This window comes from Williamsia limnetica (genome assembly GCF_003217475.1).
Lineage (GTDB): Bacteria > Actinomycetota > Actinomycetes > Mycobacteriales > Mycobacteriaceae > Williamsia > Williamsia limnetica.
Genome location: NZ_QJSP01000021.1, coordinates 78,753 through 99,772, shown reverse-complemented (window position 1 = coordinate 99,772; position 21,020 = coordinate 78,753). Strand labels below are relative to the sequence as shown.

The following is a 21,020-nucleotide window of genomic DNA, read 5'->3' as shown; positions in this document are numbered from 1 at the left end:
CCCACATAGGAAGGCTTCGTCACCGTGACAGAACGCAGCACCTAAATTGGCACTAACAATCCATCGACACACTATCGAGTTCTCAAAGAACACACCCCCACCGACTTCGACACCACACACGCAGCGCCATCCCGGCAAAGATATTTTATTGTCTAGCAGATGTTGTCCCCGTCTCCGAGGCAACTCTACCAGCTTACCTGGTCTGCTTCCCGAGCGCAACTTCCCGTTTTCGTGGCGGTCCGTGGCATCCCGTGATCGTCTGACCTCAGGCCACCCACGACGATACGCTCCACACTGAAGTGGACTCGTTTCCATCCTGGGTGGTCAACGTTGTTCCTTCGGGAAAGTTCCCGTCGGTGTTAGGGCCGCTCCGGACTCTCGCTCTCCGGCGCCTCACTCGCTGACTTGAAGAAAGTTACGGGAGTCGTGTCCGTGGCGTCAAATCGCCTGGACAACAGCAGCCCTCACGTGAATCCACGCAGGTCAGGGTGGCGCGGCCGGGCATCAAAGGGCGCTCTGCGCAGCCGAAAGGATGCCTGCGGGCGCTGTGACGCCTGACACCGGTCCATTGTGCGCGCGTCCCGTTGACAGAACCGTTGTGGCCATTCGTTCGTCGGCCGCTCGGCGTGAGCCGCAGAGACTCACCGTTTGGACAGGTACTGAGGCCCTTTGGACAGTTACCGGCAACCCGGAGATCGCCGTAGCGTCAGAGAATGTCGACCCCCACCTTGCTCCGGCGGCGCCACGTCTCGAAGTCCGTAGTTGTACAACATGTTTCACTGTTGGCCCAAAGCGACCCGATCCCGCTCGGATACCACCGGAGCGGTCTCCTGACCTGGGCACGCGATGAGAAGGGTGTCCTCGACATCCGCCATGCACTGACAACCGAGACCATCTCGGACGCGCTCATGATCGACGAACTCGTGCATTTGGTGGATTCGGGTGTCTTGTCAGGGCAGGAACAGTTCGAAGAAGCGGCCATAGGCCTGATCCTCACCTGCGGTGACCGCCCGGATACCTGCTGGCAGGCGTTCTACCGGAACTCGCTCGCAGAACTCGACTCCGGCCGCTCGCCGTTCGCCCCGATTCACCACCGGGCGCTGTCGCTGCTCCAAGGGAAAAGTGTCCTCGAGGTCGGCAGTTGCTTCGGCTTCTTTGCCCTACGAGCAGCGGCCGCCGGTTTCGATGTCTCCGCCTGCGACCTCTCCGCCGGCGCAGTCGACCTTCTCGGCACAGCTGCCAACCGCATGAACCTGCCGGTGCGCGCCCGGGTCGGCAACGCCGTCGACTTGCCCTATCCCAGCGACTCCGCCGACACCGTGACCCTCATCCACTTACTCGAGCACCTCCCCGACCACGTAGACCTTGCCATCGGCGAAGCGATGCGAGTGGCGCGTCGACGGGTGATTATCGCGGTTCCCTTCGAGGACGTACCGAGTCCTCACTTCGGTCACCACCAGCGGCTGACTTCGGAGACCCTCGTCGCCTGGGCCGCGCACGCGGACCATCGCGGCGCCCGGATCTTCGCCGACCACGGTGGCTGGCTCGTACTGCAGCCACCGCGCGCCTAGATCAAACCCCGCTTGCTTGCGGTGTACACCGCCTCGGTCCGCTTGCTGACCCCCAGCTTGCGGATGATGTTACGGATATGAAACTTCACCGTCGACGGTGAGATGAACAGTGTCTCGCCGATCCTTTTGTTGGACAAGCCATCTGCCAACAGCTGGAGTACTTGTCGTTCCCGATCGGTCAGCGTTTCCGAACTGCCCTGACCGGTGACGGCCCGCAGCACGACCGCAGCGCTACGTGGGTCGAAGGCACTGTCGCCGCGCGAGACCGACTTGATCGCGCGGACGAGTTCGGTCGTGTCGATGTCCTTCACCACGTACCCCTTCGCGCCGCTTCGGACGGCCCTCACCACCAACTCGTCGTCGAGGAAGGTCGTGAGTACCAGCGCACCCACCGACGGATAGCGCTTCGACAATTCGCTGATGAGACGAAGGCCCTCGTAGTCGGCACCGGCGGTCAATTTCAGATCGACCACCATCACGTCCGGCGAACAGTGCGCCACGCCCGCCAAGGCCTCGGCGACCGTGTTGGCCTCCCCCACCACCGAGATGCTGCTCTCGCGTTCGAGCAATGACCGCATCCCTTCACGCAACAGTGCGTGATCATCCACCAGCATCGTGCGGATCGGCCGGGTCCGTTCGCCACGTTCGCGATCGATGAGGTCCATCAGGTGTCCGCCTTCTGTGTTGTCGGGATCTCGACCAGTACGCGAACGCCCCCGAGACGGGAGCGCCGGATTCGAAGATCACCGCTGAGTTCTGTTGCACGCGATCGCATGTTGGCCAACCCGTGATGTCGCCCGGAAAGGTCACCGACCGTTGCGGTCCGCATCACCCGGCGCATGTGGTCCGGCTCACCGCGCCCGTCATCATCGACGGTCAACCGCACCTCGGCATCGGCATAGGTCAAGACGACCTTCGCGGTCGTGGCCTGCGCGTGGATCGCGGTGTTGAACAGCGCCTCGCCCGCGATCCGCAGAATTGCATGCTGGATCTCGTGCGACAGATCCCGCTGCCTGCCGACGACCTTCACATCGGTCCGCAGATCTGCGGGCATGTGCATGGAGCAGAGTTCGTCGAGGATTGCCGCCAGGTCTCCATCTCCGGCTGAGGGGGCATGATTGAGGGTGTAGATCACCGAACGCACCTGCTCCACTGCGTCTTTGGTCAACTTCCCCGCCACCGCCAATCGATCGGCAAGGGCAGGACCGGCATCGATTCGGCAGACCTCGATCTGAACCCCGGCCGACAACACGGACTGAGCGACCGAATCGTGGAGCTCTCTGGCAATCCTGGATCGTTCGGTGTTGAGGACCTCTTGGCGCATCGCCGCAGACAGCTCACGCTGGGTGCGTTCGAGTTCGGTGTTGCGGTCGGCCAGACGTGCAGCGTGCAGTCGACTCTCGTCGTAGGCCTGCTCTGCCCTCACCAGCAGATGCCTGCTCTCTTCGAAGAGCGCAGCGTTCAGCAGGGCCACAGTGGCCTGGCCGGCCAGGATGCGCAACACCACCACATCAGCCGGATCAACCGTGTGAGTCGGTGGCATCCAGGCGGACAGTCCACCGACCACCTCACCGTTCAACTCCACCGGGACGTGCACGTGGTGGTCGTCGATCACAGGCCTGCCGAGCCTCACCACCTGACCACGAAGGATGTCGTTGAGCCGGTTCAGGACGTCGTCCGGCAGATCCTCGGGCTCAGCTGCCGAGTCGACACCTTCGAAGGCGTAGACAACACCGCCTGCGTCCATCATCAGATGACGCGGACCCGTGCGCTCGAGACGACCATCGCTGAGGGCGAACAACACCCAATCCGCATTCAGGTGTTCACGCGCGGCATCGAGCACAGCGATCACCAGGGTCTCCGGACCTTCCGCCGTTCGGACCAGTGCCCGCGAGATCCGTTCCAGCGCGCCGACCACCCGGGTCAATCGCTGTTCGACACCTCGGAACTGCGCGTAATGCGTTCCTTTGACCGAACGCAGGCCCACCAGCGATTCCAGATCGCCTGCGGCGTCCGGGCGCGGTGTCACAGCGCTTCCAGATAGATTCCCGCAACGGTGTCCCGGTCGGGTTGGCGCGGGTTGGTCGTCATGCACGAATCGGCGAGCGCGTGGCCGGACAGCGTCTCGATGTCGGCCTTCTCCACGCCGAGCGGGGTCAGGGTCCCAGGCATCCCGATCCGTCCGGCGAATTTCGCGACCTGGTCTGCCAGACGTTCCGCGACATCCATGGAGGAACCGTCGGTGGAGATCCCGACAGCTGCGGCCAGATCGACGAATCCGTCAGCGCAGACGTGCGCGTTGTAGCGGATGACGTGCGGGAGTAGGACGGAATTGATGGCCCCGTGCGGTGCATCGCAGTGCCCGCCGACGGGGTGACTCATCGCGTGCGCAGCTCCCAGGATCGCGTTCGTGAAGGCCATCCCGGCCTCCAGCGAAGCGTGCGCCATCGCCACCGAGGCCACCGGGTCCGAGGGGTTGTCCACCAGTCGCTCCAAGTTGCGCCAGGTTGTCGAAATAGACTGCAGCGCAAAGGTGTCCGTCATCCGGCTATGCGCGATCGAGACGTACGCCTCGATACAGTGGGTCAACACATCCATACCGCACTGCGCGGTGACCTCGGCTGGAACGGTCGCCAGCACCCGGGGGTCCACCACGGTCACATCCGGCACCAGGCCGCGACCGATGATCGTGATCTTGGTGCCTCGCGCCTTGTCGTTCACGATGCAGAACTGCGAGACGTCGGAACCGCTACCCGCGGTGGTCGGGATGGCGACCACCGGCGGGAGCGGCCTGCTCGCGCGATCGATACCTTCGTACTCGAGTATGTGGCCACCGTTCGAGGCAAGGATGGCGACGCCCTTCGCGGCATCGATCACCGAGCCGCCCCCGAGCGCGATGATCCCGTCGCATGCGAAACGCTCGTACCTCTCGAACGCGGACGTGATCTCAGTGGCTCGCGGGTTCGGGGAGACCCCGGTGAACCGCTGCGCCCGCAGCCCCACCGACTTGCTCGTCGCCGTGAGCTCGTCGTACCAGGTGGTGGCGCCCACTCGCAGATCTGATACCAGCAAGGGCCGTCGCATCCCCAACCGTGACGCGGCGAGCGCGGCTTCCGCCAGGGCGCCCTCGCCGATGATCATCTCCGGCGCATGGAACTTCACCACCCGGGGCGAAGGCGTGTTGCGCGTCATCTGTCTATTCCTACTCCGATAAACAACTCACGACCGCGGGTTGCGGCGGTTTCCGCCGCCGCCATCACGAGAGTGCCGTACCGATCTCGTCGGCCCGCTCGATCAATTCTGCCGCATCGCGCGCCGACACGACCTCGTCACAGTGAGCCGAATACTCGGTCATGTCGCAGCCTGCCTGGTTCCAATACCTGCTCGGCTCGGGAGTGATCCAGGCGAGCCGATGGACCCGACGCCTGAGTTCGCCCAGCAATTCCGGATGGCCGGCGAAACCGTTGCTGCGGGCATCCCCCACGAACAGCACGCTGGTCCGTCGGTCGAGCAACCCTCCGTGGGTCGAGAGCATCCTTTCGAGAACTTGCCCGTAGTCGCTGGTCGCGGCCAGATCTAGGCCGGGCGCCGACAGTACTCGAGCCAGCGCATCATCGCCGTGGCCCACCAACAGCGGGGTCGTCACGTCAATCGGATCGTCCACGAACGCCAGCACCGTGCAGCGGTCGGCGATGCCGTGCAGCGATTGCGCCATCCGCAGGATGAAGCCCGCAACCGGCCGCACCGACAGGGACACATCAGCAACGATGAGGAGTCGAATCCGGCCGGTAACACGGGTACGCCGGAAAAGATGGACCGGATCGCCGTCTGTTTTCAACGCGGCTCGAAGCGTGTGCCGGATCGCGAGCCTGCCGCTGCCCTGCGATCGCGCACGCGTCCTGGGGGCACCCCGCATCCGGCGGATGATGCGATGGCACGCCTGGTCGATGTCGGCGCGCGTCACCGCCACTGCGTCGCCGGCGGGTGCAGCCGGCGAGGTGGTCGGTACCGGAGGTGTCAGCGCCTCGACGAAAGCTTCGATGGCGGCCATCAGATGGTCCAGTTGAGCGGCGGTGAGGTCATCGTCGCCCGCAGTTCCGTAGACGCGCCGGGCGTCGTAGCCGTCGAGTCCGGCGAGCACCGCCTGGGCATCGGTGATGGTCAGAAGTCCTGATCGCACCCGCATCGGCGACGACGCCATCTCCCCCACATCGGCAGCGCCTGCGTTGTCGACCTCGATCGTGTACGTGATGCCGCCGGACACCGAATCCGAATCGGGGTCGACCGCAAGCGATTCCGCACCCGAGGACACCGTGAAGTCGTTCTCTTCACGATGCGCGGAATCCCCGTGCCGTTCGGCACCCTCAGAATCGGTCTCCATCAGGTCACCGATCTCGTCGGTGTGCTCATCGGCGCCGATCATCCGGGAAGCGCCTTCGAACTCGGGGTCCCAGGCGAACTCTTCCGGCAGGCCGCCCGCGGTGCCCCTGATCGCGGGGAGCGCGTCAGGACTGTGGGCGGCGGACGGTCCGTCGATGAACAATGCGGTGAACACCGACTCGAAGGCCTCGACCTCGTAGTCGTACTTCACCGTCACGGCCTGCAGGGCCGGCCGCAGCACCGGTAGGTCCGTGCCGAACAACGCCAGGACCCGTCGCGCCTCGATGGTCTCTGCGGGCGACACCCGCACCCCGCGCCGACGGAGCATTCGACCCAGAACCCCTGCCACGATGTCCAGGACGGGGTCGCGGCGAGCGACCCCTACCCCGGAACTCTGTGACCCCGATGCCCTCACCGCCGACTCGACCACCGCTATCGCCGGCCTGCCGACCGGGCGCGGCCCGCGCCGAACGCCGCCGAGGTCACCGAACCGCGTGGACTGCTGCCGTCTGCAGCGATCTCCGTGGCGGCGCGCGACTGATCTGACCCAGCCTCGCTGCGCAGTGCGGTCATCGCGGTGTCGACGTCGGCGCCGAACTTCACCAGCAGCGACATCAGTGCTCTGGTGCGATCGGGTGAATCATCACCCAGGATCGCGGCCGCCCGCGCGGCGTCGATCACCTCGGCGATCGACGGGCTCTTGCGCAATGGCAGATCACGGAGCCGTCCCGCCAGTGCCACCACGTCGGCGACTGCCGCCTCCTCGACCTCCGGGGCCCGCGACGCCACGATCTCCCGCTCCCGCGCAGCATCGGGATACTCCACGGAGAAATGCACACAACGCCGCTTCAACGCCGCCGACAGTTCCCGGGTGTCATTCGAGGTCAATACGATCCACGGTTCGGAACGGGCCGTGAAGCTACCCAGTTCGGGGATGGTGACCTGTCGTTCGGCCAGCACCTCCAACATCACAGCTTCCATCGCCTCGTCTGTACGGTCGATCTCGTCGATCAACAGCACCACCGGCTCCGGTGAGAGGATCGCCGCCAACAGCGGCCTGGCGACCAGGAAGTCCTCGGTGAACACACCGACGTCCTTGCGCGCCAGGGCCGCCGAGGCGGACGACAGATCCTCGTACTCGGACAACTCCGCCGTGATCCGGTCGCGGAGCATCTGGACATGGAGCAGCTGACGGGCGTAATCCCATTCGTACAGTGCACGAGCGTCATCGAGGCCCTCGTAGCACTGCAGTCTGATCAGCCGACGGCCCGAGGCCGCCGCCAACGACTTCGCGAGTTCGGTCTTGCCCACTCCCGCGGGTCCTTCCAGCAGCAGAGGCCTGCCCAGCACGGTTGCCAGGTGTACCACCACCGAGAGGTCGCGATCGATGACGTAACCCTCGCCCCGAAGCGCATCCGCGAGAGCACCCGGACTCTCGAAAGCCTCAGCCTGCGAACCGGTCTGGTTCACGTCCGCCAACTCAGTCATGCCGTCCTTTCTTGGTGAGCGGGAAAACTCAGTACGTACCGGTGAACGCGTGCGTGACCATCGGGATCAGCGATTCGACAGTCGACTCGCGGGGATTGCCCGGCGTGCACCAGTCGCCCATCATGTGTTCGGCGACGGCCTTGATCTGCTTGTCCGAGGTGTCCATCTTGTCGCCACGACCCTCGTACTTACCGGTGTTCATCCGGTTCTTGTCGTAGCTGTTGACCGACAGTTGACCGAAGTTGTCCGGGATTCCGAGGTCCTTCGAAAGTCGGATCGCCTCCTCGACTGCCGCGTCAGCTGCCTGGACCTTGGTCATCTTCGAGGTGTCGACACCCATGAGGGCGGCGATCTCTGCATAGCGCTCGAAGCGCGACGGGAGGTTGTACTCCCACACACGAGGAAGCGCGATGGCATTGTTGAGTCCGTGGTGGCTGTCGTAGAAGGCGCTCACCGCGTGCGACATCGAGTGCACCAATCCCAGACCTCCCGAGTTGAAGGCCTGCGCCGCAATGTATTGCGCGTGCATCATGCCGGTACGGGCCTCGAGATTGCGGGGGTCGTACACCGCAGTCCGCAGGTGATCGCGGATCAGCTCGATCGAGTACTTCGCATTACCCAGCGACGGTGCGAAGTCCAGTCGCGAGACGTACGGCTCACTGGCGTGGGCCAGTACGTCGAAGCCACAGAATGCTGTGAAGTGCTCGGGGCAGGTGTAGTACAGCAGCGGGTCGTCCATCGCGAGGTCGACGAGGCAGGTGTCGTCGAAGGCAACCCACTTGTGCGGGTTGTTCATGTCCGACGTGTCGGTGATGACGTACGCCCACGAGGTCTCCGAACCGGTACCTGCCGTGGTGGATACGGCGATGTGCTTCGGGTTCTCCTTGTTCGTCGCCTTCGAGAAACCCTCGAACTCATTGATGTTGCGGCCATCGTGGGCAATGACCATGCGGGCGCCCTTGGCGGCATCGTGGCTCGAGCCACCACCGACGGAGATGATGCCGTCACACTTCTCCGACTGGTACAGCGCAGCCGAATCCATGCAGTTGTAGTCCTTGGGGTTGGACTCCACCTTGTCGTAGAGGACCACATCGACACCCTGGTACTCGATCTTGCCGATCAGTTCTTCGATGATGCCCGAACCGCGGAGACCGGTGGTCATGAGCAGAACCCGTGACATTCCGAGGTCTTTTGCCTCGACGCCGATCATGTCGTGCGCGCCGACACCGAGCTTGGCTTTGGGGAACGGGTGGAATTCCTTGATCGGGAAATCCCAAATCTGGTTGAGCTCAATGGCCATTGCCGGACTCTCCTTTTGCGAGGGCAGAAAACTGTTGCCTCACAAGGATGTTGCCCAGGTCACACCACGCACAAGGGCACCTGACCCGGCCACCGGTAACCATGTCCATACCGACAGCTACCGCACCTGGCCATATGGACAGGCGATGCCGCACTCACTCCTCGGGCGTGACCCGTTCGATGTCGCCGCCGAGGCTGCGCATGATCTCCACGAAGTCCGGATAGCCGCGGTCGATGTGCGACACGTCGTGGACTTCGGTGACACCGTCGGCCACCAGCCCGGCCAGCACCAGCCCGGCACCGGCGCGGATGTCCGAACTCCACACGGGAGCGCTGGACAGTCGTTCGATGCCCCGGATCACGGCGTGGTGACCGTCGGTCCGGGCGTCGGAGCCGAGGCGGACCATCTCTTCGACGAAACGGAATCGGGCCTCGAAGACGTTTTCGGTGATCACCGACATCCCCTCGCTGATCGCGGCCAACCCGATGACCATGGGCTGCAAGTCCGTCGGAAATCCGGGGAACGGCAGCGTCGAGTAGTTGACCGCCTTCGGGCGGGTCGTTTGCACGACCCGGAAACCGTTGTCGTACTTGGTGATCTCGGCGCCGGCGCCGGCCAGTTTGGTCAGCACCAGCTGCAGATGCGCGGGGTCGACGCCTTGAACGGTGATGTCGCCGCGAGTCATGACGGCAGCAATCGCCCAGGTGGCTCCGACGATGCGATCACCGATCACGCGGTGCGTCACGGGGGTGAGACGCTCGACGCCCTCTACGGTCAGGGTCGAGGTGCCCGCCCCGCTGATCTTCGCGCCCATCTGGACCAGCATCACGCACAGATCGACGATCTCCGGTTCGCGGGCCGCGTTGTCGATGGTGGTGGTCCCCTCGGCCAGCACTGCCGCCATCAGGATGTTCTCGGTGGCCCCCACGGACGGGAACTCCAGTGAAATCGGAGCTCCGACCAGTTTGTCGGCCTCCGCGACCACGCACCCGTGTTCGATGACACTGTGCGCCCCGAGCAGACGCAGTCCGTTCTGATGCATGTCCAGGGGCCTCGAGCCGATCGCGTCGCCGCCCGGCAGGGCGACCACGGCGCGATGGCAGCGGGCGACCAGTGGCCCGAGCACACAGACCGAGGCCCGAAACTGTTTGACCGCGTCGAAATCAGCGTGGTACTTCGGCTCCGCAGGGGTGTCGATGACCACGGTGTCGCCAGAACAGGTCACCGTCGCCCCGAGACCGCGCAGAACCTCAGCCATCAGTGGTACATCGAGAATCTGCGGGCAATTGGTGATGGTCGTCGTCCCCTCGGCCAGCAGCGCCGCCGCCATCAGCTTCAGCACACTGTTCTTGGCGCCCACGACCTGCACCTCGCCGGACAGCCGTGCGCCGCCGGTCACCAGAAAACGATCATCACCCACGAGAGGTAGCGTAAGCGACCGGCCGCGCGGCAACCGCGACGGGCCACATAAGCACTGCACCCAACGTTTCTGCGCCGATCAGCCGCCTTCGGCCGCGGCCTTCGAGGCGCTCAGGCCTTGGCCGACTTTGCAACCGATTGGCGTGCCCGCAGACACGACCATCACGAATATCGGCCCCGGCCCGGCATTTTCGCCTGTTCATCCCCACCGGGTACGTTTACACACATGGCTGTACATCTGACCCGGATCTACACCCGCGCGGGTGATAGCGGTACCACGGGACTCAGCGACTTCTCCCGGGTGTCGAAGAATGACCCCCGCGTCGCCGCATACGCCGATTGCGACGAGGCGAACGCTGCGATCGGGGCGGCGCTGGCATTGGGCGACCCCGCCCCCGAGATCGCCGAGATCCTCACCCGGGTACAGAACGACCTCTTCGACGCCGGGGCGGACCTGTCCACCCCTGTGGTCGAGAATCCGAAGTATCCGCCGCTACGCCTGTTGCAGAGCTATATCGATGATCTCGAGGTCTGGTGTGACCACTACACCGACCAACTCGAGCCTTTGAACTCGTTCATCCTGCCCGGAGGCAGCGCGCTCAGTGCGCTGCTGCATGTGGCGCGTACCGTCACGCGCAGGGCAGAGCGGTCGGCATGGGCGGCGATCGAAGCGTTTCCTGACGACACCAGCACCCTGCCGGCACAATATCTCAACCGGTTGTCGGACCTGCTGTTCATCCTGTCGCGAGTGGCAAATCCCAGCGGTGACGTGCTCTGGCAGCCAGGCGAGCAGCGCACCCGCGCCGCATCGGATCAGAAAGACTAACGACGCCGTTCTCGATGGGATCGTTCGGCGCGCTGCGACGGGCGGGACTCGAGCCAGGACTGGAAGGCTGTCACCGCACCGGCATCGAGAGCCAGCTCGAACGCGCCCCCACGATCGGCCAGCTCCAGGACGACCATCCCGTCCCCGAGTACATCGCCTTCTGCGGGGGTCGGAGTCCGACGGCCTCTGGTTACGACGGATTGTCTCAACACCGACCGTGCAGGCCCACCGCGCATACTGCGGAGCCGAAAATACTCCATCGCGTTGTCGTCGTAGCGCACGACACCGTGGCGCCAGGCGCGTCCATCCTCGGCGGGCAGCACTCGCAGCAACGCCGACGTGCCGGATCCACGTAGCTGGGTGATCCGATAGACCAGGTAGAACACCGCCACGGTGACCACCGCCACCACGACGAGGGCAATCAAGTTCCAGTGCACAACCGACACCTCCTTCAGCCCCCGCTAAATGCACCGATCCCCGCAAACATGTGAAGTTTGCGGGGACCGGTACCGTTCAGCCGTTCACATGGCCCCTGTCAACAGGATGCCACTTGTCCGGCGACTTACTTGACTTGGCCCAACTCATCGAGCGCGCGTAGCCGAGATTGCGCGCGGAGGTACTCGTCCGAACCCTCTTCAGCGAGGTCGAGCGCCTCTTCTTCGGTGGTGCGATCGAGATCGTCTGCCCATTCGGCGGACTCGGCGAGGATGGTGACGCTCTCTCCGGTGACGGAAAGGAATCCACCCTGGACCGCCGCCACTTTCCGCGAGCCGCCCTCCTCTTCGATCAACACGAAGCCACCCTGGATCAGCTGACCCAGGAGAGGTTCGTGGTTGGCGAGGAGACCGAGTTCACCTTCGGTGGTCTGCGCGATCACGAACGTCGCCTCACCGGAGTACAACTCGGAATCCACCGCGACGACCTCGACGTGGAATGCGGTGTCAGCCATGAGTACCTGTCACTTCCTGGTGATCTTCTCGGCCGCAGCCTCGACGTCGTCGAGTCCACCGCAGCTGTTGAACGCCTGCTCCGGAAGATGATCGAACTCGCCCTTGGCGACCCGGTCGAACGCCTCGATGGTGTCGGCCAGCGATACCACCGAACCCTTCTGGCCGGTGAACTTCTCTGCGACGAGGAAGTTCTGACCCAGGAACTTCTGGATACGACGGGCGCGCTGGACGGTGACCTTGTCCTCTTCGGACAATTCGTCCATACCGAGGATGGCGATGATGTCCTGGAGTTCGCGGTACTTCTGAAGGATGCGCTTGACCTCGTTGGCAACCCGGAAATGGTTGTCTCCGACGATGGAGGCCTCCAGGATGCGCGAGGTCGAGGTCAGCGGGTCCACGGCCGGGTAGATACCCAGCTGCGAGATGGGCCGCGAGAGCTCGGTGGTCGCGTCGAGGTGCGCGAACGTGGTGGCGGGCGCCGGGTCGGTGTAGTCGTCGGCGGGCACGTAGATCGCCTGCAGTGAGGTGATCGAGTTACCACGGGTCGAGGTGATGCGCTCCTGGAGTTCACCCATCTCGTCCGCCAGGGTGGGCTGGTAGCCCACTGCCGAGGGCATACGACCGAGCAGAGTCGACACCTCGGAACCGGCCTGCGTGAAGCGGAAGATGTTGTCGATGAAGAGCAACACGTCCTGGTTTTTCACGTCACGGAAGTACTCGGCCATCGTCAGGGCCGACAGGGCGACGCGCATACGCGTGCCGGGCGGCTCGTCCATCTGACCGAACACCAGGGCGGTGTCCTGCAAGACGCCCATCTCTTCCATCTCGAGATGGAGGTCGGTGCCCTCACGGGTGCGCTCGCCGACGCCGGCGAACACCGACGTGCCGGAGAACTCACGCGCGATACGGGTGATCATCTCCTGGATGAGCACGGTCTTGCCGACACCGGCACCACCGAACAGTCCGATCTTGCCGCCCTTGACGTACGGGGTGAGCAGGTCGATGACCTTGATGCCGGTCTCGAGGATCTCGGTCTTGCCCTCGAGCTGATCGAATGACGGCGGCTTGCGGTGGATGCCCCACTGCTCGCCGTCACGGCCGAGTCCCGGGGTGTCCAGGCAGTCGCCGAGTGCGTTGAACACGTGGCCCTTGACGACGTCGCCGACGGGAACCGAGATCGGCTTCTCCGTATCGGTGACCTCGGCGCCACGGGTCAGGCCATCGGTCGGCTGCATCGAGATGGTGCGCACCAGGTTGTCGCCGAGGTGCTGTGCGACCTCGAGGGTCAGCGTCTTGGCAACGGTTGGCAGCGTGATCTCGGCGTGCAGCGCGTTGAACAGTTCTGGGATCGAGCCGCGCGGGAACTCCACGTCGACGACCGGGCCAATGACTCGGACGACCCGACCGGATACCGAGCCGGCCTTCGAATCCGAGGAGGATTCGGTTACAGCTGTGGTCATGTTGTCTCTTCCTTGATTACGCGAGGGGATTACGCGAGGGCCTCTACGCCACCGACGATTTCGCTGATTTCCTGAGTGATCTGAGCCTGCCGGAGCTGGTTCGCCTCTCGCGAGAGCGACGTGACCAGATCCTCGGCGTTGTCGGTGGCCGCTTTCATGGCCGTCCGGCGAGCGGCCGATTCCGAGGCCGACGAATCGAGCAGCGCCGCATACACGCGGGTCGCCACGTACTTCGGCAACAGTGCCGACAGCAAGGTCTCTGCTCCCGGCTCGAACGAGTAGTTCCGGGCCGGTGTTGTCTCTTCGCCTTCTTCAGCCTCCGACACGACCAGCGGTGCGATACGCCGCACCTCAGGCGCCTGGGTCAGCATGCTGACAAACCGGGTGTAGACCAGATGCAGCTCGTCCACACCTTCGATCGTGCCCTCTCCGTTCCAGGCATCGATCTCGGTGCCGGAACCGGCGACGAACAGATCGACCAGGTGATCGGTGGCCGCTGCAGCGTCCGGGAACTCCGGCTGCTGCGAGAAGCCGGTCCACGATCCCGCGATGTCCATCCCGCGGAACGTGAAGTAGCCGACACCCTTCTGACCGGTGATGAAGATGACCGGCTTCTTGCCCTCGTCCTCGAGCAGCTCGATCAGTGACCGGGCCTCTCGCAAGACGTTCGAGTTGTATCCACCGCACATGCCGCGGTCACTCGTGACGATGAGGACTGCAGCACGCTTCGGATTCTCCCTGGCCACCAGCAACGGGTGGTCGAGCGTTCCGGAGCTGGACGCCAGTTCCGAGAGGACCGTGGTCATCTCTTTGGCGTACGGCTTGGCCGCAGCCACACGACCCTGGGCCTTGGTGATCCGCGACGTGGCGATCAGTTCCTGGGCCTTGGTGATCTTCTTCGTCGACTGGACTGACCGAATGCGTGAGCGCAGTTCGCGAATACTCGCCATGGGAACTCACACTCCTTTCGGATTAGTCGAAAATGGTCGGATGTTCATATGTCCTAGGACTTCCGAACCTTGATCTCTTCATTTTCGACGTCGTCGGCGGCAAGCGCGTCAGCGTCGGCCTCGTTCACGCCTCCGGGGCCGTCCGAGCCCTGGTACGACTTCTTGAAGTTGTCAGCGGCGTCCTTGAGCGCTTCGGCCTGGTCGTCCGAGAGCGCCTTGCCGCCGGCGATCGACTCGTAGACACCCTTGGCACTGTGGTGCAGGTTGCCGAGGAGATCGGATTCATAGCCGCGCACGTCGTCGATGGCGACCGAGTCGAAGTGGCCTTCGCCGGCCAGGTAGATCGAGACGATCTGGTCCTCGACCGACACCGGTGAATACTGGTCTTGCTTCAGCAGCTCGACCCAGCGGGCTCCGCGCTCGAGCTGTGCCTTCGAGGCGTCGTCCAGGTCCGAGGCGAACGCCGAGAACGCCTCGAGCTCGCGGAACTGGGCGAGCTCCAGACGCAGCGAACCGGAGACCTTCTTGAGGCCCTTGGTCTGCGCTGCGCCACCGACGCGCGACACCGAGGTACCGACGTTGATGGCAGGCCGGACACCCTTGTTGAACAGATCGGACTCGAGGAAGACCTGACCGTCGGTGATCGAGATGACGTTGGTCGGGATGAAGGCCGAGACGTCGTTGGCCTTGGTCTCGATGATCGGCAGGCCGGTCATCGATCCGCCTCCCAGTTCGTCGGACAGCTTGGCGCAACGCTCCAGCAAACGGGAGTGCAAGTAGAAGACGTCACCCGGGTACGCTTCGCGGCCCGGCGGACGACGCAGCAGCAGCGAGATGGCGCGGTAGGCCTCGGCCTGCTTGGAGAGATCATCGAACACGATGAGGACGTGCTTGCCCTGGTACATCCAGTGCTGGCCGATGGCCGAGCCGGTGTACGGGGCGAGCCACTTGAAGCCGGCCGAGTCGGATGCGGGTGCGGCGACGATGGTGGTGTATTCCATCGCTCCGGCCTCGTCCAGCGCGGTCTTGACGCCGGCGATGGTCGAGCCCTTCTGGCCGATCGCGACGTAGATGCAGCGAACCTGCTTGCTCTCGTCGCCGCTCTCCCAGTTGGCCTTCTGGTTGAGGATGGCGTCGATGCAGACCGCGGTCTTGCCGGTCTTGCGGTCGCCGATGATCAGCTGGCGCTGTCCACGGCCGATGGCGGTCATGGCGTCGATGGCCTTGATGCCTGTGGCGAGCGACTCCTCGACCGGCTGGCGCTCCAGCACCGAGGCGGCCTGGAGTTCGAGCACGCGCTGCTCGTTCGACTCGATGTCGCCCTGTCCGTCGATGGGCAGACCAAGCGGGTTCACCACGCGTCCGAGGAAGGCGTCGCCCACGGGGACCGACAGCACCTCACCGGTACGACTGACCTGCTGGCCTTCTTGCAATTCCTCGTAGTTACCGAGGATGACCGCGCCGACCTCATCCTCGTCGAGGTTCAGGGCCACACCCAGCACACCGCCGGGGAACTCGAGGAGTTCGTTGGCCATCGCGCCGGGCAGACCGCTCACGTGAGCGATGCCGTCAGCGGTATCGGTAACAATGCCGACTTCCTCGCGAGATGCGTCGGCCTCGAATGACGAGACGTACTGCTCGATCGCTCCCTTGATCTCGTCGGATGAGATCGTCAACTCCGCCATGAGTACTCGTTCCTTGCTTTCGTTTGTGCTTGTGGTCTTCTGTCTGCCCACTCCGGAAGTGGTTTCCGGAGGGGCTCGCGGGTCGCTACTTCGGCAGGCTTTCGCTGGCCTTGGTCAACCTGCTGGCGATGTCGCCTTCGATCAGTTCGTCCGCGACCAGCACCTTCAGTCCGCCCAGGAGCTGCGGATCGATCTCCGTCTGCACCGACATCTCGCGACGGTAGATCCGGCCCAGCACTGCAGACAGGCGTTCGGTCTGCGCGTCGGTCAGCTCCGACGCGGCGATCACGTGCGCGACCGACTCTCCGCGGCGTGCTGCAGCCAGTTCGGCGATGTCACCGATGGCGACGTCGATCGGGGTCAAACCGTGCTGTAGCCGAACCGCGTTGGCCACAAGCGCTTTCGTGTGATCGGTCACCTTGCCGCCGATCACGTTGTCCACCAGCTGGATCCGGCCTTCCACAGGGGTGTGGTAGTCCGATAGCAACCGGGTGAGCTCCGGCTCGGCGATGAGCAGGCGACCGAGGCGGAACAGTTCGTCCTCGACCTCGGAAATCTTTCCGTCGCGGTCGGCGACGGTCAGTAGAGCCAGACGCGACAGCCGCTCGATGGCCGTCGAGAAATCGCCGGCAGTAGACCATTTGGCGGCGACGGCGTTTTTGAGAACGTCGAGGGTTGCGCCCGCGACCTTGCCTGAGAACAGCGAGTCGACGAGCGCGACCTTCGGGTCGGTTGAATCGGCGTTCTCCGAAAGGTGCTTACGCAGAACAGGGTTCGTCACCAGAAGTGCGGCAACAGAAGACAGGTCCTCTGCCACGGTGTGTAAAGTGGCGTCGTCGAGCGATGACGCCTTCTCGTCGAAACCGCGGGCCAGGGAGCGGACCGAGTCGCGGCTGACTGCACGCATCGATCGGGTTCCCACGGTCTCCGATGCAGGAGTGGTGTCAAACGATTCTTCGTCGCCGGCCATCCCTTCCAGTTCGGAGATGGCACGATCCACGGAATCCGACTTGGCGGCCGGGTCCTCGAGATGCTCGCGGACCAACTTGGCGGCCACGTCGAGCGACGCGATACCGAGTTCGCCGCGGAGCTGACGGACGAGGTTCTGCCGATTGAGTTCGACCTGAGCCTTGCCGTGCTCCGAGATCCGCTTGACCTCTTTGTCCGCCTGCACCCGCATCTGCTCGGTGATGGCCTGCGAGTCCCCGCGAGCTTCCTCGCGGATCCTGCTGGCCTCGGCCCGAGCCTGCTCCAGTGCGTTCGCGTGGGCATCCTTGGCCTCGGCGAGCTTTGCCTTGGCGCGCTCGCTCTCGGCCTCTTGCTCGGCGATCGTCTCTTGCTGCTTGGCGATCGTCTTGCGCAGAACAGGCAGGATGTATTTCACGAAGACCAGGACAACGATGCCGAAACCGACGAGTTGTCCGATGAAAATCGACATTGATTAGCCCACCGTCCCGGACTTCTCGTCCTCTTTAGCGGAGATGCGATCGACGGATGCCGACAACTTCGGGTCCGATGCGACGTCGAAGCCGAGGACACGGCTGGCCAGCCCGGAGGCGAGCCTGCCGAGCTCCGCGTGGGCCTCCGATGCAGCCCGCTGCCCTTCGGCAGCCAGCTGCTCGGAGGTCTCACGCTGAACTGCGTCTGATGCCTCGGTGGCACGTCCACGCATTTCCTCGAGTTGCTCGGTGCCCTTGGCACGTGCCTCGTCGCGGATCCCGGTCGCCTCGACACGAGCACCCTTGAGTGCCGTCCGATACTCGGATTCGGCATCCTCAAAACTCTTGGTGGCGTCCCGATGGTCCAGATGGGTCTGGTGAACGAGTTGTTCGCGTTCCTCCAGCACCTTGCGGATCGGCGGCACGACCAGCTTGCCGACCACCACCAGCACGATCACGAAGATGATCAGCACTACGAAGAACGTGCCGTTCGGTATGAGGAAGTTCTCTTGGGCGAGATCCATGGCGTCTTTCTATCTGTTTCCCGAGATCTATTCGGCGCTGATCGGGGTGGCGAAGACGAACAACGCCATGAAGGCCAGGTTGATGAAGTACGCGGCCTCGACCAGACCAACGGTGATGAAGAACGGCGTGAACAGCCGGCTCTGGGCCTCGGGCTGACGCGCGATTCCCGCGATCAGCTGCGCACCGGCCAGACCGTCACCGATACCGGCGCCGATAGCGCCGCCGGCCATGATCAGACCGCCGCCGATCAGTGCACCCATGCCAATCATTGGATCCATTTACTTTTCCCTTTCGGTGGTACTGACAATCGAATTGCCAGGTCTTTGGGCCCCGCCAGCATTGCGCCGGCAAGGGGTCGATCTAGTGGTGCTCGTCCTCCAGCTCCATTGACTGGCTGAAGTACAAGATGGTCAGCAGAGTGAAGATGAACGCCTGGATCAAACCGACGAACACGTCGAACATCTTCCAGATGGAGTTGGGGGCCCACATGATGTAGGCCGGGAAAATCGCGATCAGCGAAAGCATCACACCGCCGGCGAACATGTTGCCGAAAAGACGGAGTGAGAGCGAAACCGGCTTGGCGATCTCTTCGATGATGTTGATCGGGGCGAGCCCGATCGCGTGACCCTTCACCAAAGCCTTGGGGTGCCCGAGCCAGCCGCGGCGGCGAACGCCGGCCGCGTGGTAGGCGACGAAGACGAAGAGTGCGAGCGCATAGACGAAGTTGGCGTCGGAGGCCGGCGGCTTCAGGAGCTCATGCGTGCCCCCTTCGCTGGTGCCGTACTGAACCGGCAGCACCGATATCCAGTTGGCGACCAGGATGAAGATGAACAAGGTCACGGCCAGGGGCAGCAGGAACGGCGCCACCTTCATGCCGATGCCGCCTTCGACCTGGGCCCGCATCTGGGACGTCAGGGCCTCGAAGAACAACTGGACCGAGTTCGGCTTGCCCGACGACAACTTGGCCCGCACGAAGAACGCCAGCCCGATGACAACCAAGGCCGCAAACGAGGTGCCGATGATGGTGTCCAGGTTGAAGGACATGCCGAGGAACTCCACCACGGTGTGGTGACCGACCTCGATCTGCGCCTCGGCGAGATACGACGTATCTGTCATGACTGGGTACGAAGTCCTTTCATCACTGGAATCACTGTATTGAGAACCAGGATCACCTGACACAACGCGAGACCGAACATCACGCCGAGTCCGTCTGGTCGGGCAAGAAATGCCACCACCAGCGCGACGACCGTGAGGATCGCGAGTCGCAGTGCAGAGTTGACCACCAATGGCCGCTTACGCGGATTCTCTTCTGCGGTGACACCTTGCACGTAAAGCTGAACAAGCTTGGCATTGGCCAAGCTCAGGGCAATTCCGAAGAACATCCAGATGCCGAACATGATGTGCCCGAGGTAGGCGCCGGCAACGACCGCGACGACAACCAACAATCCACTCAGAATTGCGGGTCGCACCAGACTCAGCGGAGCTTCCGGGAATACCGGCGCCGAGTCGGAGCTTGACGTCGTCATACCTCTCCTCAAGGGTCTAGCGTTTCGCTAGCTCTGGGCAGCGTGGCAGAGCCGCGCCCGTCGATCCAAATCATGACCCGGGCGACAGCTCGTCGATCCCTGTGACCATATCAACAACTTTGTGGCCGTCCATCGGGGGGTGCGTTGCCGACAATTGCGGCTTTCACCTTGCCGATCTTGGCTACTACAGACGATAGTACTACGTCCGGTAATGCCCCGAATGTCCGGGTTAGGTTGTACTTCGTATGAGGCTACGCGACCGCTTCGGGCGATCCCCCGGCGCCCTCATGCGGGCGCCGGACGGCCCCTGTTCCGCCTCCGGAGCCGGGGCACGATGGTGGCGATCATGGCCAAGATGAGCCCACCACCGAGCAGCGGGAGCACCACCGACGCGGAGAACACCGTGCTGGCAGCCGCGCTGAAGGCCAGCACCCCCACCCATAGATAGATCAGCAACACCACCCGCCGGTGCGAGTGACCGATCTCGAGAAGCCGATGGTGCAGGTGCATCTTGTCGGGCGTATAGAAGCCGACGCCTGCGCGCGTGCGACGCACGACCGCCATCAACATGTCGAGCATGGGGATGAACATGACCGCGGCCACCAGGATGATCGGCGCCAGCAGGGTGAAGACATCAGCCGGTCCGTAGGCATTGATCGCGATCCTGCCCGAAGCGCTGGTCGACGCCGCGGCCAGCATGAGCCCGATCAGCATCGAACCGGAGTCGCCCATGAAGATCCGGGCGGGCTGGAAGTTGTGGGGCAGAAATCCCAGGCAAGCACCTGCCAAGATCGCCGATATCAGCGCAGGCGCGTAGTAGCTCACGTCCCCGCCCTGATCGTGGAGCAGTCCCAACGAGAACGCACAGATCGCCAACGCCGCGATCAGAGCCAGCCCCGCGGCCAAACCGTCGAGGCCATCCACGAAGTTGATCGCATTGACCGTCGTCACCGTGATGGCAATGGTCAGCAGCCCCGACTGCAGCGGATCGAGAACGACAGTCCCGATCTCCCCGAACGGCACCGGCAACACGGTCCAACTCACGCCCATGATGACCAAGACGCCCGCTGCGGTGAGCTGCCCGACGAACTTCGTCAGCGCGTCGATCCCCCACCGATCGTCGATGATTCCCACCAGCACGATCACCCCGCCGGCGACCACCACCGCGTTCATGTCGTCGGTGTACGCGAATCCACGGGTCAGCGCAGGCAGCTCACCCGCCAGCACCATCCCCGCGAGCACTCCCACGTACATCCCGACTCCACCGAGACGAGGTGTCGGGACGGCGTGCACATCGCGCGTCCGCGGCACGGCGACGGCGCCGACGCGGGTGGCGACCACTCGCACGGGTCCGGTGAGCAGATACGTGATGACCGCAGCGGTGAGCCCCACCAGCATCAACTCGCGCAGCGGTACGCCGGCGCCACTGCTCGTGAGGCCGGACTGGGCGGCGATCAACATGTCGCTGCCCTACCCATCGAAGTCGTCTCGGCCGCAAGCA

At 63.9% G+C, this 21,020-nt stretch carries 20 protein-coding genes; 2 read left to right on the top strand and 18 right to left on the bottom strand.

The genetic code is table 11. From position 1 onward, the window contains the following. Positions 1-713 precede the first annotated feature (713 nt). Positions 714-1,571, top strand: coding sequence for a mycofactocin oligosaccharide methyltransferase MftM (mftM, locus tag DFR67_RS26335; RefSeq protein ID WP_110472429.1), 858 nt, complete (start codon positions 714-716; stop codon positions 1,569-1,571). On the opposite strand, the gene DFR67_RS26330 is transcribed toward mftM, so the two are convergent. The 7 genes from DFR67_RS26330 to murA all read right to left on the bottom strand — a co-directional run bounded on the left by DFR67_RS26330 (position 1,568) and on the right by murA (position 10,159). Continuing rightward, the gene (locus DFR67_RS26330; RefSeq protein WP_110472428.1) at positions 1,568-2,236 is read right to left on the bottom strand and encodes a MadR family response regulator transcription factor; all 669 of its coding nucleotides are present in this window, start codon (positions 2,234-2,236) and stop codon (positions 1,568-1,570) included. The genes mftM and DFR67_RS26330 overlap by 4 nt on opposite strands. After that, a complete protein-coding gene (locus tag DFR67_RS26325) occupies positions 2,236-3,600 on the bottom strand; it encodes a MadS family sensor histidine kinase (RefSeq protein ID WP_110472427.1) in 1,365 nt (454 codons plus the stop codon). Before DFR67_RS26325 ends, DFR67_RS26330 begins: the two co-directional genes overlap by 1 nt. Continuing rightward, on the bottom strand, positions 3,597-4,763 hold the full coding sequence (locus DFR67_RS26320) for an iron-containing alcohol dehydrogenase (protein WP_110472426.1): 1,167 nt from the start codon (positions 4,761-4,763) through the stop codon (positions 3,597-3,599). The genes DFR67_RS26325 and DFR67_RS26320 overlap by 4 nt, the downstream gene beginning before the upstream one ends. A gap of 64 nt (positions 4,764-4,827) precedes the next feature. Beyond that, positions 4,828-6,366, bottom strand: a complete 1,539-nt coding sequence (gene madC / locus DFR67_RS26315) for a MadC family VWA domain-containing protein (RefSeq protein ID WP_425451347.1) — start codon at positions 6,364-6,366, stop codon at positions 4,828-4,830. A 17-nt stretch (positions 6,367-6,383) separates the two neighbouring features. Continuing rightward, positions 6,384-7,439, bottom strand: coding sequence for a MadB family AAA-type ATPase (locus tag DFR67_RS26310; RefSeq protein ID WP_110472425.1), 1,056 nt, complete (start codon positions 7,437-7,439; stop codon positions 6,384-6,386). Positions 7,440-7,467: 28 nt separating this feature from the next. Further along, positions 7,468-8,739 (bottom strand): NDMA-dependent methanol dehydrogenase, encoded by a 1,272-nt coding sequence (mdo, locus tag DFR67_RS26305; protein ID WP_110472424.1) that lies wholly within the window; start codon positions 8,737-8,739, stop codon positions 7,468-7,470. 154 nt (positions 8,740-8,893) lie between these two features. After that, complete coding sequence (murA, locus tag DFR67_RS26300) at positions 8,894-10,159, bottom strand: UDP-N-acetylglucosamine 1-carboxyvinyltransferase (protein ID WP_110472423.1); 1,266 nt, start codon at positions 10,157-10,159, stop codon at positions 8,894-8,896. A 225-nt stretch (positions 10,160-10,384) separates the two neighbouring features. Between murA and DFR67_RS26295 the strand changes: the two genes are divergently transcribed. Then, a complete protein-coding gene (locus DFR67_RS26295) occupies positions 10,385-10,984 on the top strand; it encodes a cob(I)yrinic acid a,c-diamide adenosyltransferase (protein WP_110472422.1) in 600 nt (199 codons plus the stop codon). On the opposite strand, the gene DFR67_RS26290 is transcribed toward DFR67_RS26295, so the two are convergent. The 11 genes from DFR67_RS26290 to DFR67_RS26240 all read right to left on the bottom strand — a co-directional run bounded on the left by DFR67_RS26290 (position 10,981) and on the right by DFR67_RS26240 (position 20,980). Continuing rightward, positions 10,981-11,421 carry a DUF2550 domain-containing protein gene (locus tag DFR67_RS26290; protein WP_110472440.1) on the bottom strand — a complete coding sequence of 147 codons (441 nt, stop codon included), beginning with the start codon at positions 11,419-11,421 and terminating at the stop codon, positions 10,981-10,983. The genes DFR67_RS26295 and DFR67_RS26290 overlap by 4 nt on opposite strands. Before the next feature lie 125 nt (positions 11,422-11,546). Continuing rightward, a complete protein-coding gene (locus DFR67_RS26285) occupies positions 11,547-11,933 on the bottom strand; it encodes a F0F1 ATP synthase subunit epsilon (RefSeq protein ID WP_110472421.1) in 387 nt (128 codons plus the stop codon). Between the two features lie 9 nt (positions 11,934-11,942). Then, on the bottom strand, positions 11,943-13,394 hold the full coding sequence (atpD, locus tag DFR67_RS26280) for a F0F1 ATP synthase subunit beta (RefSeq protein WP_084835100.1): 1,452 nt from the start codon (positions 13,392-13,394) through the stop codon (positions 11,943-11,945). A 29-nt stretch (positions 13,395-13,423) separates the two neighbouring features. Continuing rightward, positions 13,424-14,344 carry a F0F1 ATP synthase subunit gamma gene (locus DFR67_RS26275; RefSeq protein WP_110472420.1) on the bottom strand — a complete coding sequence of 307 codons (921 nt, stop codon included), beginning with the start codon at positions 14,342-14,344 and terminating at the stop codon, positions 13,424-13,426. Between the two features lie 53 nt (positions 14,345-14,397). After that, on the bottom strand, positions 14,398-16,029 hold the full coding sequence (atpA, locus tag DFR67_RS26270; RefSeq protein WP_110472419.1) for a F0F1 ATP synthase subunit alpha: 1,632 nt from the start codon (positions 16,027-16,029) through the stop codon (positions 14,398-14,400). Between the two features lie 85 nt (positions 16,030-16,114). After that, entirely contained in the window at positions 16,115-17,467 is a 1,353-nt protein-coding gene (locus DFR67_RS26265) for a F0F1 ATP synthase subunit B/delta (protein ID WP_110472418.1), read from the bottom strand. Positions 17,468-17,470: 3 nt separating this feature from the next. After that, positions 17,471-17,992, bottom strand: a complete 522-nt coding sequence (locus DFR67_RS26260; RefSeq protein ID WP_110472417.1) for a F0F1 ATP synthase subunit B — start codon at positions 17,990-17,992, stop codon at positions 17,471-17,473. A gap of 27 nt (positions 17,993-18,019) precedes the next feature. Then, positions 18,020-18,271, bottom strand: a complete 252-nt coding sequence (locus tag DFR67_RS26255) for a F0F1 ATP synthase subunit C (RefSeq protein WP_023957890.1) — start codon at positions 18,269-18,271, stop codon at positions 18,020-18,022. Between the two features lie 82 nt (positions 18,272-18,353). Beyond that, entirely contained in the window at positions 18,354-19,109 is a 756-nt protein-coding gene (gene atpB, locus DFR67_RS26250; RefSeq protein ID WP_110472416.1) for a F0F1 ATP synthase subunit A, read from the bottom strand. After that, positions 19,106-19,519: an ATP synthase subunit I gene (locus DFR67_RS26245; RefSeq protein ID WP_110472415.1), complete on the bottom strand. Its 414-nt coding sequence runs from the start codon at positions 19,517-19,519 to the stop codon at positions 19,106-19,108. The genes atpB and DFR67_RS26245 overlap by 4 nt, the downstream gene beginning before the upstream one ends. A gap of 285 nt (positions 19,520-19,804) precedes the next feature. Next, positions 19,805-20,980: a glycosyltransferase family 4 protein gene (locus DFR67_RS26240; RefSeq protein WP_110472414.1), complete on the bottom strand. Its 1,176-nt coding sequence runs from the start codon at positions 20,978-20,980 to the stop codon at positions 19,805-19,807. Positions 20,981-21,020: the final 40 nt, after the last annotated feature.

Coding starts and splice junctions, on each gene's coding strand:
- DFR67_RS26310 (WP_110472425.1), bottom strand. CDS start 7,439: ATGACTGAGTTGGCGGACGTGAACCAGACCGGTTCGCAGGCTGAGGCT.
- DFR67_RS26285 (WP_110472421.1), bottom strand. CDS start 11,933: ATGGCTGACACCGCATTCCACGTCGAGGTCGTCGCGGTGGATTCCGAG.
- DFR67_RS26330 (WP_110472428.1), bottom strand. CDS start 2,236: ATGGACCTCATCGATCGCGAACGTGGCGAACGGACCCGGCCGATCCGC.
- atpA (WP_110472419.1), bottom strand. CDS start 16,029: ATGGCGGAGTTGACGATCTCATCCGACGAGATCAAGGGAGCGATCGAG.
- DFR67_RS26245 (WP_110472415.1), bottom strand. CDS start 19,519: ATGACGACGTCAAGCTCCGACTCGGCGCCGGTATTCCCGGAAGCTCCG.
- DFR67_RS26320 (WP_110472426.1), bottom strand. CDS start 4,763: ATGACGCGCAACACGCCTTCGCCCCGGGTGGTGAAGTTCCATGCGCCG.
- mdo (WP_110472424.1), bottom strand. CDS start 8,739: ATGGCCATTGAGCTCAACCAGATTTGGGATTTCCCGATCAAGGAATTC.
- DFR67_RS26255 (WP_023957890.1), bottom strand. CDS start 18,271: ATGGATCCAATGATTGGCATGGGTGCACTGATCGGCGGCGGTCTGATC.
- atpD (WP_084835100.1), bottom strand. CDS start 13,394: ATGACCACAGCTGTAACCGAATCCTCCTCGGATTCGAAGGCCGGCTCG.
- DFR67_RS26260 (WP_110472417.1), bottom strand. CDS start 17,992: ATGGATCTCGCCCAAGAGAACTTCCTCATACCGAACGGCACGTTCTTC.
- DFR67_RS26275 (WP_110472420.1), bottom strand. CDS start 14,344: ATGGCGAGTATTCGCGAACTGCGCTCACGCATTCGGTCAGTCCAGTCG.
- atpB (WP_110472416.1), bottom strand. CDS start 19,109: ATGACAGATACGTCGTATCTCGCCGAGGCGCAGATCGAGGTCGGTCAC.
- DFR67_RS26240 (WP_110472414.1), bottom strand. CDS start 20,980: ATGTTGATCGCCGCCCAGTCCGGCCTCACGAGCAGTGGCGCCGGCGTA.
- DFR67_RS26295 (WP_110472422.1), top strand. CDS start 10,385: ATGGCTGTACATCTGACCCGGATCTACACCCGCGCGGGTGATAGCGGT.
- mftM (WP_110472429.1), top strand. CDS start 714: ATGTCGACCCCCACCTTGCTCCGGCGGCGCCACGTCTCGAAGTCCGTA.
- DFR67_RS26265 (WP_110472418.1), bottom strand. CDS start 17,467: ATGTCGATTTTCATCGGACAACTCGTCGGTTTCGGCATCGTTGTCCTG.